Genomic DNA, 12856 nt, shown 5'->3' on the forward strand with positions numbered 1-12856 from the left:
GTTCTGATTAGTTTTGAGAGGATTAGAAGCTAAGAAGTGAATGGGCCGTATGCTTTGGTTTGTGTCTCGAATGCAGTGATATGATATCGAAATGAATCATTCAAGATTTGTATCCCAACCTTGATTTCGTGATTTCCGTCCTTCTTAAACGTGTAGTCAAACTTGATGGGGATTTTCGTATCCAAACTGTCTTTCCGGGGGGCGGGGCAACCGTCCCCGTCTGCGGGATAAACTTCTACTACCTTTTCATCAACCATCGCGTACGAATACCACTTCAGTTCACTTGGCAATGTTCCAAATACATCTTTCAAGGTTGAATCACTGATAAATTCTATCTCCAGCTCAATCGGAACTGGCTTTTCAATGTGTACGGATGTTGGAACAAATGGGGACGCTCGTAATTGGGCAAATCCATCTCCACGCCAATCGGACCAGCCGAATCCAACCTCGTCAAGGTAATCTACAGAATCGAATTTTTCGAAAGAAGGGGCATCTTCAGGATCAACACCGCGCTTATAGAGTTCTCTTGGAAGCCGCTGGCTATACAACGATCCGTCGTGTGTTTCAAATTGGTAAATGTCTATTAACTCAGCAGTAGATACGGTTGAGTAGTCGTCAGGGAAGGTGTCAGAATAAATATTACCAAGAAATCCAACAATATTCTGATACGATTCTTCGTACAAAATCTCCACAAGTCGGCTGGTTACTTGTTTTACTTGATCAAGTATTTTGAGAGGATGATCATCGTAACCCAACTCAAAATGCGGACTTACTTCGTGGGCAAAATCATTTCTTATTCCTCTCACGTCGTTCATCTCCGCATTTAGTGACCCAGTGATTATATTGAGTTCTGCCATCATTTTTTGTCTGTCAAATTGTCTCATACCCTCCATGATAGAACGCATCTCTTCTTGACCATTTGCTGGATCGAAATGTCGGAAAAGAATTCTTACTGAGAGATACTCCACAACGGCATGAGATAGAAGAACAAAATGGCTATATGAGCGGTGACTATCCCAGAATAATTCCTCGCGCTTATTAAATAAAAAAGATTCGCGCGCATCGTGCCACGTCAAGATGTCTCTTCTAGCAGCCTCATATAACTGCTCGTATGAAAATAAGTACCGAATATGATCAAATCCTTCAAAATACCTTGCAAGATCAGTGGCATCATCTCTAATCATTGCCTTTGCCGCCTCAACTTCGTCGTGAGACATTATTTGTGTATTTCACTTGGAATATATAAAAGTAGCCAACAGAGATTTGATTGACCTCATCTGTACGGCCTAACTGACGAAGAAATCAGGATTGTGGAAGAAGCAATCGATAAGTAGAACGGTCAAAATTGATGGTTAAGAGAATTTGAATGAATCATTTTATCTACAGTACAATCTTGTCTTATTCAACGATAGAAGGACTGGAGTTGTGATTTTTACTGCAGGCCGGAAGTTACTGGGATCCAGGCACCAAGTCGCGATGCCGGAACCAGACATCGATTTCCTCGCCATCGGTTTCGATGCGGTAACTGTAGGAGTCTAGTTCCCGCCCAGTCTCGTCTCCGAGAGTGTCCTGCAGGACGTCCGTGATGGTGCCTTCTTTCCCGTGGTGTTCGCCATCGGGATCAGTCTCTGAGACGTAGACCTGTACGTCGTCGCCTGGTTGGTAGGGGTCGCTCGCTGGTTGGGGCACGTCCTCCATCGATACTCGGTATTCTGTGTGGTGAGTTTTTATCGGTATCGGACATGTGTAGAACACCAAAAAGTCGATTCGCAACCGTTCCGATACTCTGAAAACAAGTATTAGAAACAATACCGATGATAATCCTGTCGAGAATCAAATCACCCGAACGTAAAAGACCGGATTTGGCTAATTTCCTTTCTAACGCTGTGTAATCCTGATTTAGGAGCAAAGAAAATATACACTAAGTAGGCAGTTCACTTTCACTGTGCTATGCAAACACTTTATTTGTAGCAGTTACTGAGGTATCTAGTAATGTCATTCGATTCAAATGACTTTCGACTGAGCGCAGATCGAAGCGGCTACGACCTATTTATCTCCCACTCATGGGAATATGATGAAGACTACGAAGGGCTCATCGAGTTGCTCAAGGACAAAAATCACTTCTCTTTTCGAAACTACTCGGTAACGGAAGAGGAACGAGTTGAGGGGAAGTCCGATGCAGCACTCGAACGCCATATTAAGAACAAACAGATCAAGCCCGCATCGGTCGTGATTGTGATCGCAGGGATGTACTCTTCATACAGTGATTGGATTGGTAAAGAAGTACGAATCGCAGAGGATCTTGATAAGCCAATTCTAAGCGTTAGACCGTGGGGTGCTGAGCGAACATCCTATATCGCAGATAAGGCCGACGCAAAGGTAAACTGGAACAAAGATAGTATCGTTAGCGAGATTCGAAACCTTGCACCATAACGAATGGCGGAATCGAGTGAGCAACAGCAAGATCGTAGTCATGATACAGAAGTAGAGGCAGCCAACGAAAACAGAGACCCGAACACTGTACTCGAACTCTGGAAGCAGTATGAGCAAACAGCGCGTGACGTGAGTAATCGAAGGCTCAAGAACAACCGTTTCTACCAGCGTCTTCTCGGAGCGACCGTTGCGGGGGTTGGTGTCGCTGCGAAGTTCAATGCAATCGGACCGTTTGTATACGTTGTTGTTGGCCTGATCGGTGTTGCAATCTCTCTTCTATGGATGATGCACATTGTTTCGTATAAACAGCTGAACAGCGGGAAGTACGATGTTTTGCATGACCTGGAATCTGAGCTACCGTATCAACCGTTTAGCCAGGAGTGGAAGAAGCTCGACCGTGGTCGAGACCCAACGACGTTCATTACACACACGAGCGTTGAAATCTGGTGGCCGAGAGTCGCACTCTGGGTATTCGGAGGAATGGTACTCTACGGTGGAATCCAGAAGCTGCAAACTGGAGGATCTGCTTCTTGGTTGCTTGGAGTATGGACGGGATTGATGCTGATTTACTGGTGGGCAGCGTTTCGTGGGAGAAAACCGTTCAAGGCAATTGGGAAATGCTGGAAGCAGCGTTAAACCGACGAATAGTGTTGATAGTCATTAGATCATTTCCAATAGCGTCCGACTCCCGTGCAGACAGCCGAAGCAACCGATGTAGTCGAAAATCAGCCTTCGAGCACGAGCTCTTCTACGAAGTTGATCCACTGGTCATGATCCAGTTCATCTCCAGGAACACATCTGATTTGGAGTCGAGTTCGGTTCCCATGAATTTCTGTGTCTAATCCGACTCGCTCACTATCCCCAATCAGATTGGCAGCCGCCTCAAGCAGGTTCTGTTCGTCTTCGAATAGAAAGTCGTAGATATCGATCTGCACCGATTGGGCCCAAGTTCGTAAGAGCACTCGATTTGTCCCGTCCATTCGGAAGGCAATGTAGAGTTTTTGTGTCCAACTTGGACCGTCTAAGCCTCTTACTTCGCTCATTATTTCGACCAGCTGTTGTACAAGTACAGCCGTATCCTCATTTGTCCGCTCTTCAAGATGCCAGCGCTTGCCATCTACTTTCCATGGCGTGTCCGAGGGTGTGTCTCCTGTTTCGAACTTCGCTAAATCAGAGGTCGGCACGAGAGTTTTCGAGTCGAGATACAGGCTATTCGTCCCATCCTTGAACAGCGAAAACTGAACAATATTAGCATCGATTCCCTGTTCTCGCAACCATAATACGACACTGCCGATCCGTTCGTGAACCCGATTCCCAACAAGAAAAATACGTTGAGTCGCGTTGAGCTCGTAATCATCGTCACAGAATTCTTCGAGCGTTTCAGCAAAGGTTGCACCTTCGCCATGGAGATCCATACCCCACTCGGACTGGAGAAACATCTCAAACTGTTGTTTGATATCGTCGTACGACCAGCGAGAAACGTATGAGACGTACTTTAGAGCCTGAAAGTCGACCGACCCGCGTAGAGCGCCGCGTTTGAGCTCAATGACGACAAGATTCCCTGCACGGTCGATCGCAAGAATATCGATTCCATCATTGAGATCTGCGACGCCAACTTCACGACCGATCACAAGGAAATCTTCACCCAGTATTTCGGCTGTATTGTCGATTACCCATTCACGAAGGTCGTCCTCACTGAGCTGCTCCGTGCTTAATTCGGTCGCAGTGAGTTCGGTTGCTTCTCTCCCCTCTATTCTGAGCATATTGGATGAATACACCAAATCGTCTTAAAATCTGATTAAAGTAGTCGACGAATGAATTAGATTATTATTAGTTCTCAACCTTACTCTGCTCTCCAGAATAATAGTAGAGAATTTATTTTCAGCTCATTGCGGTGGAGTCACGTACAAAACGTTAACTCATATGATGAGACACATAGTATCAAATGCCCTATCTTGATCCTCTCATTGATAATACAGAGCGAACTCTGGAGGAAACATATAGAGACGTCATCTCCGAAAGCGAAGAGGTACGTATCGCAACCGGCTATTTCTATCTCTCCGGCTTCGATCTGTTCAGAGACGACCTCAAGAAGCTCCTTGAGCCAGAGGAACTCGGTCACGCACCTCTGCGGATTATCATGGGGAGGCAGACAAATACACGAACAGTTGAAGAGATCGAAGAGGGTCAAAGTCTTCAGGAGCGTTTTCGAGAGGAATTCAAATCGGATATTGAGGCGCTCAATAACGCACAGATGGGACGACTCGATCGACTTCGATACTTCATCGAACGAGGGCTTGTCGATGTCCGGGTTCGAAACCCCGAGAAGGGATATTTTCATGCAAAGGGTGCATCTTTCAGGGAAGCGACAGACGACCCATCGATGCGAGAGGGAGATATAGATCGACGTGACCCGGCTGTTATCGTCGGATCATCCAATTTCACCCAGAGCGGTCATCAGAACAACATCGAACTGAACCTCACGAGTGCAGATCCGCAGAAGGTCGAAGCGTTCGAGGACTGGTTCGATAACCAGTGGGCAAACTCCGAGGAGTTCTCTCGGGAGATCATCCGAATCATTGAGAACAGTAGCAAGTACCAGAATTGGAAGGAATCCGAAAAAGAAGACGACACCAAAGAGGATGAACGAGAACTCGGGACGTATATCGAACCGTTCGAGCTCTACAAGCTGATGGCCTACGACGCGCTCGGTGGGAGCGTCAGCAGCCGAGATAGCCCACTCTACTACTTCCAGACAATCGGATACGAAAGTGCCAGAGAGAAGCTTGCCAGGTACAACGGGTGTATCATCTCTGACTCAGTCGGTCTCGGGAAGTCCTTTATCGGCAGTGAGCTGCTGCACGATTACCGCCAAGACGGGAAACGCTGTCTACTCATCGTCCCTGCAAACCTGGTCGAGCAGTGGACCGAATTGCTTCAAGCCGCGACTGACGAGAATGGTGACCCGTTCTTCGGGCTTCGAGTGGATAAGACACACCTCGATGTAATGAGTATCAGCAAGTTCCAGGACTATTCGTACGAAGAGGTGCAGGAACTCCGCGAGCAGTTCGACGTCTTGCTCATCGACGAGGCACACCGGTTCCGTAACTTCGGAAAGTGGCGTCCGAAACCCTCCGATGACGATGATTACAAGGGGACGAGACGGCACGCCAACCTCCGTCTCCTTCGAGACAAGACGATGATTCTCTTGACGGCGACGCCACTGAACAACAGTGCGACCGATCTGAAGAACCTCATCGGGCTGTTCACAGACAAAAACGAAATTCGAAACAAGGCAAACCTCGATTTCACCGCGTTCGACCGGTACATCGACATCGCAGAACAACGGAAGCGAGTTGCCGCCGGGAAGGAACAGATGTCTCAAGATGAAGTAGAGGGACTGACTGAGCAACTTCAGAATGAATCCGGAGAGATATCGAAGATTCTGAACGAGGTGATGGTCCTTCGAACTCGGAAGCACGTCAAAGAGACGCTCCTGAAGAAGGACGACGACTTGGAGATGAGTTTCAAACCTCCAAAAATTCAGAAGGAAGAATACACGCTTCCTCCAGCATATCGCCCGGTCTACGATTCACTCCCGGAAGTGATGGACGCGCTTCACCTGCCACACATCACCATCAAAAATCCGCAGGCGGGCAGTACGCTGAAGGCACTCTACAAACTGAACCTGCTCAAACGCCTCGAATCGTCGACGTTCGCGTTCGTCCAAAGTATCGAGACGCTATACGAGAGTGAACAGGGCCTCCTTGCAGTTCTCAACTCCCTGCCCGATGAGGAGAGCATTGACACCCTTCGGACCATTCAGGATGGCGGCGGGGCAGTCACACTCGATGACTACGTACAAGACGGCGAAGCCGCAGAAGATCTAGCACAAACGCTCGAAGAGTTCGGGTTCGATGCAGATTCACTCCGATCTGGCGATGGAGACTCCAGCGACGAACTTGCGGACTTGACTGTCGCAGAGGTGAAGGCGCGTGTCTACGAGGACCTTGCACTCCTTTCGTACTTCCTTCAGCTGTTCATCGCTGACGTTGCGAAGGATGCAGACAACCTCAACGACCACTCTGTTCACGTTCGCCAGTGGCTCGGGAAAAACCACGTCGGATTCATTCCCGATGTCCCTGAGGACGAAGTCGATCCGTTGCTCTTCCCGAGTCAGAACCTCGCTGAGGTAACTACGGAGACGAAAGACTTCTACGATGCAATCTTCCGGCTCCGTGACTTCCGTGACCCGAAGATAGACCGACTGAATGGTGTCCTCGCAGGATATGACAACAAAGTTCTCGTGTTTACGCAGTACCGCGCGACTGCTGACTACGTCTTCCGGACGCTTCTCGAAGACCCTGACTCACCGCTCACAGAGCAGAACAGCACCGTCATCAAAGGCGGAGACGACGACAAACAAGAGAAGATTCGCCGTTTTGCTCCTGACGCATACGGCTATCGTGAAACACTCGAACGGACTGGCGATGGAGAATTGCAGTATGTCGTCGCCACCGACACGCTCAGTGAGGGTGTGAACCTGCAGGACGTTCACACTGTCATCAACTACGACCTTCCGTGGAACCCAATGCGTATCGTCCAGCGTGTCGGTCGCATCGACCGCATCGGGAGTACCGCTGACAAGCACGTCCACAACTTCTACCCCGACGGCGACATCGAGGCGGCTATCAAGCTCCTCAAACGCCTCCAAGCGAAGATCAACGACATCGCCCTCATTGTCGGGAAAGAGAACAACATCCTCGACCCGAACGAAGACGAGATTCTGGAAAAGGCTGGCGTCAAGACGCAGAAGACGATTGGCGAACTCGAACTCGATGAGATCAAAGACACACTCCAACGCTCTCGTGAGGTTGACGACTACAACGATCTCGATGATACGTCGAAGAATCCCCTCCTGCGGAGTGCAGGCAGTGATGAGGACGAAGCGTTCGAGCGCCTGATGCTCAAACAGGAGTTGAACGACGACTACGGACTTGGAGAAGAAGACTTCGAGTACGCAGAGGAGTACTTCGAAACCGCTCCGAAAGACCGCGACCTGTTGTACACAAATGTCGTCGATTCCGAGAGTGGGCACGCACCGGGGGTCTTCGGCCTCGCACACCTCTGGTTCGATGACGAGTCTGATGCACCACTTGGCCGAACCCGGCGGGCGCTCTACTCGAAGCGCACTGGGAAAGATGTGGACGAGGTGAGCGCGATTCGGTCGCTCAAGATTAACCCCGACACAAAGGGTCGAAAGATGACTAGTCACGACAAGCGATACCTCGAAGAACGCAATGCTATCGAAGGGGTTGTCGAGAGACGTATCGAGGAAGCAAAGCAGGGACTCATCGGAACGAAATTCGAGGAAGGAGACGACTATTCAGTCGAGCAGGAGAAAATCATCTCCTACCTGCGGCACCTCAAGCGAAATTCGTCTGGTGAATTAGCAAAACCAGTTGATGGGCACACCGAGATTTCGGAGGTTGCAACAATCGTCTTGGAGCGCGTCAAGGAGGTCAAACTGAAGAATACTGACGAGGATCGAATCCTTCGTGAGACGTTCCGTCAAGAGGACAAGGGACTTGGAGAGTGGGACCTTGACGAGTTCTTCGAGACGTTGGTAGATTTCCTCGATGAGAATATTGAAGATTCGACCGAGTACCAGTCGAAATTGGCAGGGACAGGTGATGTAGATGCCCGTGTTCTCTGTTGGGGCGTGTTGAATCGGTAGTCGATTCGGAGGTTAACTAGTTTTCAGGAAAAAGAGTCCTTAGCCAACTTACGGATGCGGGCCGGTTTCAGCGAGTTCATCGAACTTCTCGAAGACGAGGTCAAAATATTCTTCAGTCATTCGGCGGGGGTTGCTCACTCGATGGAAGTCTTCAAGGACGAACTCAGTGTCTCGTCGATTCAGTCCGTAGGCATGGAACGCCGCCGCGTCGATTTCGGCTTGCAGTCGCATTCGTTCGTCTTCGTCGGTTGCCGGTTCGATACCTCCGAGACGTTCGCGCATCTCGGCAAAGGCGTCTCCATAGCAGTTGAGGCGGGCAGCACGTTCAGAGATGTAGTGGAACCAGTCGTCGCCGTCGGTGAGACGGGGCATTTGGGATTCCTCGAATTTGTACTTGACAATATGTGCGTCAACTTTCGTTCGCAACAGGAAATCAAACGGAATGCTGTTGAGTAGACCCAATGCGACAAACAGTTCGTTATCAGAGAAGACACGACTGTAGGCACTGTGCATCGGATAAGTTCCGAGATCGTCCTTATCTGGATCTACCTTGAACGGTCGAACAGTATGGAGTGTATGGACTGCAACAGACTCTTTGGGAACCACCCCTGCGATGAGTGTTCTCTCGTCGGTTGCACGCGCAATTTCACGGAGAACGATTCGGTACTCAGTAGAGTCCAAGAGAACGTCTTCGGGAGAGAGTTCTTGTCGGTCGAACTCTTCAGTGAGCAGGTCGTTGACGAATCCCTTCTGTGACCGAGTATTCAAATGACTAAATTCAGCATCGTTAGAGAACTTGTTGTAGATGGCTTTTTTGAGGCTGATGTCGTCGTCACGGGAACGGAAGTTCTTCCCGCGAATGCGAGCCTTTGCACTCTTTTCTTCGGAGACGTCCTCGTCAACACTCCAAAGAGAAATGTCTTCTAGGCCTCGCACAAACTCGCTATCGTAAGCGAACTGGAAGACATTCTTTCCTTGGTAGACTGGGAAATCTCCGTCTTCTTTATTCTCTACGAAGCGGTCAGAATCCCCTGCACGGTGCAATTCAGCATACAGCGAAGCGTACCATGTGCTATCTATGTCTTCAGATACGGGGGGGTGTTCTAGAATTTTTGAAAGTACGTCTACCTCGGCTTTTGTTTCGATGTTAGGGAAGATCCGTGCTTGAGGAGAGTAGTTCTTAAGCACTTTTGATGGAATCTCAAACGATTTCTGATTGATGTTCTGGAGAACGTTCACCGAGGTCTGGTGGAAGACTCCGTGAACAGAGTCAGTCGAGCCACTATTCTGTAGGGTTACAATACCGAAATTGTATCGGCTATCTATCGCTGGGAAAATGCCGCGGTTTTCAAAGCCAATCACATTCTGGACTGTCGACTCTTCCAGAGCGTGAAGTCTGAGGTCTTTCCCTGCTGCTCCGTTGAAAATCACCCCGGGAAGGATTTGTGCAACGTATCCATCCTCAGAGATAATATCGAAGACCCGTTCAAAGAAGAGCATCGAGAGGTCGTTTTCGTTGCCGACAGCCCGCCCATCAACCTCCGGGTTTTGGAGCTTGTACTGACCACCGTCGTTGAAATATTTCGCTCGACGTGCCATCTCTTTTTGATGTTTGTCCCACCCCTCAGCAATGGATGAGTCTTCAAGCAACTCCTCCATCTTCGAATCCTTGTCCTCTGGCATCCGAGTTCGGAAGGTTTCATCGAATTTGGAGAAGTAATCGTCACGATTGGAAGTAAGCACGTCCCATGGGGGGTTTCCGATAATCACATCGAACCCCCCGTCTCGGTATACCGTTGCAAATTCCAAAACCCAGTGGAATGGACTGTATGCCTTTAATTCTTCAGCAGAAACATCGTTAATCCCCGTATCGCTGAACTGCTTCAGAACTTTCTCATTGAGCGTTTGACTGTGCGTATCGATTCGAGACTCGGCTAGGTTTCGTGCATTTGCTGCATCTGATCCAGTAGTTGCACTACGATGTCGCTCAACGGCATCAATGATGTCCTCATACAGATCCTTCACACTGACACCAATGCCTTCTCCAAAGTTCGATAACGCGGCGTCGCCCTGTTCCTCACGAGCGACTTCCATGATTTCTGTAAACCCAATTAGAGAGTTCCCCTGCCGAATGTTGAAGTCAATATTCGGGAGCGGCTCGACTTCCTTCGGATTGTTTTCAATGTCAGCGACCATCGATAACCACAGGCGGAGCTTACAGATCTCAACTGCGCCGTCGTCGATGTCGACGCCATAGAGGTTGTGGAGGATAATCTGCTTCTTCGCGTACAGGGTCACGGTCCCATCCGTCGCGTCGATAGTGTCTAACTCATTTTCTATTCGACCGGGGAGTTCCCACGGACGGTCGTCACGAAGGGCTTGGAAATACTCCAAGCACTGGAGATACACGTCGAGAAGAACCTCCTGTGCGGCCAAGAGAAATGCCCCACTGCCGACTGCGGGGTCGAGAACGCGGAGTTTCTTCAGCGCATCGAAGTAGAGGGTCTGGACGTGGTCTTGATTCACGGCCTCGAGGTTCACCGTTTGGGCAACGCCGCCGTCCGCCACAACGGGCGTATCACTCTGACTGGCCGAAGCCACATCGAGTGAGAAAATGTCGTCGATCGCGTCGTAGTCAGTCCCGTGTTCTTCGTTCACCCGGTCAAGGAGCCACGGATGGACGGTTCGTCGGGACATAAAGCCGGTAATCTCTTCAGGCGTGTAGTACGCGCCCATCTCCTTCTGGTTGACTGTCTGCTCGAAGATGTGCCCCAAGATGGCGGGCGAGAGGTTCTTCGGGTCCACGATGTCGAGCCGTTCGTCCACGTTCCAGTTCCAGTCTGAGAGGAAGTCGAGAATCTTTCCGAAGAGTTCTGCCGTCTGTTCGGGGGAGTCTCCGAGCCTGGCGTCTTCGAACTCCTCTTCGATGGGGTTCTTGCTGAACAGGCCGCCGTTGAGGTAGGGGAGGACGCCGAAGTCGTCGTCCTTCTTCCCTTCTGCGAGGATCTCGAAGAACAGCGGTTCGTAGAACTCCTCGTACACGTCTCCCTTCGCGTCGAACTCTTCGTGCTTCTCGTGGAGGTAGTCAGACTCGTAGTCGAGCAGACCCTTCTTTTGGATAAAGTAGAGAAAGATCATCCGGTCGAGCGTAACCTGCACGTAGCGCTGTTTAGCGTCGCCACGGTCATCATCGATACCAGCGACCTCTTGGACGAGTTCGGTTCGGAGTTTCTCGAAATCCTCGTAGAAATCGTTGACAACCTGCTTTGTATCGTAGAGAGAATCAAAAATTGTCTCAGGTTTGTTGAACTCGATGGCGTTGAGTTTCTGGAGGATGGTGTTTTTGTCCCCGTGAGTGCTCGTCATCTGTTCTTTCGAGAACGAAAGTTGCTGGTACTTCGTCCGTCCGTGAGCGTCCCACTTAGAATATGGATTTCTTTCATTTGTCGTCGGATTGGATGTAGTATTCCTGACTATACTGCCCAAAATAGGAATCATACTGCTGGTAGCATCAGTTCTCACATTTATACTACGGTATTATCCTGTCTATAGAGAATTGCGTCTGTATCGAGCAATGGCAACTAGTAATACTCAAGATGAAAATGATCGCACTATAAGAATTTTTGACATATTTGTGCTATTTGTCGTGATTTCTTATATGGTTTATAGATATAAAATAAATTAGAATTCTGGATAGTTCCAAAATAATAATTTATTCTTTGCAAGTAACTTCTTGAATCTCATCGAAAACCTCTGGAAGCCACTCACGTAGAACGATAATGTCATCCTCGAATTTCTTCCGAACGCGATTCCTTACAAGTGATTCCACTTTGTAGCGGTAGTTATCAGATACGTCTACCTCTCCGGTAATAATGTCTCGCTCTCGTTGAGTCATTAGTGCGCGGCCTTCGTTAGTCATTCTTATTTCCAATTTCTCTCTCCCATGTTAAGTCTCTCTTGGTATTTCGTATATACTAAATTTGGTGTATACCATATTTAGTAAATACTAAGTGGACGGCTAGTAGACATACTACCAAGAAGCGCGGGACGCCTTCCCAGAAAGGCCGGTGGTAGGACACCGACCGCGCTTCGGACCACACCGAAGCATGACTAGCAATACCCTTTCCGTAGAAAAACGCATCGACTACCAACCACTTTGTATCGGAGGACACGACTAATGGCGTCCTTCGACGAGAAACCCAACGGCGGACTCCTCTCCCTTGAGGCCCAATTCGGCGAGAAAGTCTTCCACCCCATCAAGCGCCTCGAACCCACACCCGAAACTGCCGCCCAGGACCCCGACCAACCCACACCCACTACCGACGAGCCAATCACCCGCGCATACCTCGTCGAACTTCGCGTGGGCTTTCAAACCCGAACCAAGACCACCAACCAAGACCCCTACCTGTACTGCATCTACGCCACGCCGGACTGCCAGCAATTTTTCGAACGTCGCTGCCCGATCGACTACGGCGAGGCGGGCTTCCAGATTCCCGAGGACACCGACACCTACCGGTCGGTCGCCACCACCAAAACGGGCAATCCGAAGCTCCCCTCCACACCACCGGGTGAAACCCACGCCAATACCCGCGCACACTACCAGCGTATCCTCGCACGGTGCTACGACATCGACGCCACCACCCACACTACAACTGAGGTACCCGTGTAGATGTACCCCACCGAACG

At 49.6% G+C, this 12856-nt stretch carries 8 protein-coding genes; 4 read left to right on the forward strand and 4 right to left on the reverse strand.

The window, feature by feature from the left end:
• Positions 1-29: 29 nt before the first annotated feature.
• The gene (locus OOF89_RS16665) at positions 30-1217 is read right to left on the reverse strand and encodes a hypothetical protein (protein WP_266080605.1); all 1188 of its coding nucleotides are present in this window, start codon (positions 1215-1217) and stop codon (positions 30-32) included.
• 232 nt (positions 1218-1449) lie between these two features.
• The gene (locus OOF89_RS16670) at positions 1450-1698 is read right to left on the reverse strand and encodes a hypothetical protein (RefSeq protein ID WP_266080606.1); all 249 of its coding nucleotides are present in this window, start codon (positions 1696-1698) and stop codon (positions 1450-1452) included.
• A gap of 294 nt (positions 1699-1992) precedes the next feature.
• Here OOF89_RS16670 and OOF89_RS16675 point away from each other — a divergent pair, with 294 nt between their 5' ends.
• Positions 1993-2433, forward strand: coding sequence for a TIR domain-containing protein (locus OOF89_RS16675; RefSeq protein ID WP_266080607.1), 441 nt, complete (start codon positions 1993-1995; stop codon positions 2431-2433).
• Positions 2434-2436: 3 nt separating this feature from the next.
• Entirely contained in the window at positions 2437-3069 is a 633-nt protein-coding gene (locus OOF89_RS16680; protein WP_266080608.1) for a RipA family octameric membrane protein, read from the forward strand.
• Positions 3070-3158: 89 nt separating this feature from the next.
• Here OOF89_RS16680 and OOF89_RS16685 read toward each other — a convergent pair whose 3' ends face one another.
• Positions 3159-4196, reverse strand: a complete 1038-nt coding sequence (locus OOF89_RS16685) for a PDDEXK family nuclease (RefSeq protein WP_266080609.1) — start codon at positions 4194-4196, stop codon at positions 3159-3161.
• A 182-nt stretch (positions 4197-4378) separates the two neighbouring features.
• Between OOF89_RS16685 and OOF89_RS16690 the strand changes: the two genes are divergently transcribed.
• Complete coding sequence (locus OOF89_RS16690) at positions 4379-8170, forward strand: helicase-related protein (RefSeq protein WP_266080610.1); 3792 nt, start codon at positions 4379-4381, stop codon at positions 8168-8170.
• Between the two features lie 48 nt (positions 8171-8218).
• Here OOF89_RS16690 and OOF89_RS16695 read toward each other — a convergent pair whose 3' ends face one another.
• The gene (locus tag OOF89_RS16695; RefSeq protein WP_266080611.1) at positions 8219-11536 is read right to left on the reverse strand and encodes an Eco57I restriction-modification methylase domain-containing protein; all 3318 of its coding nucleotides are present in this window, start codon (positions 11534-11536) and stop codon (positions 8219-8221) included.
• Between the two features lie 811 nt (positions 11537-12347).
• Here OOF89_RS16695 and OOF89_RS16700 point away from each other — a divergent pair.
• Positions 12348-12839 carry a hypothetical protein gene (locus OOF89_RS16700; protein WP_266080612.1) on the forward strand — a complete coding sequence of 164 codons (492 nt, stop codon included), beginning with the start codon at positions 12348-12350 and terminating at the stop codon, positions 12837-12839.
• The last annotated feature ends 17 nt before the right edge of the window (positions 12840-12856 follow it).

The sequence above is a fragment of the Haladaptatus caseinilyticus genome (assembly GCF_026248685.1).
Taxonomy (GTDB): Archaea; Halobacteriota; Halobacteria; order Halobacteriales; family Haladaptataceae; genus Haladaptatus; species Haladaptatus caseinilyticus.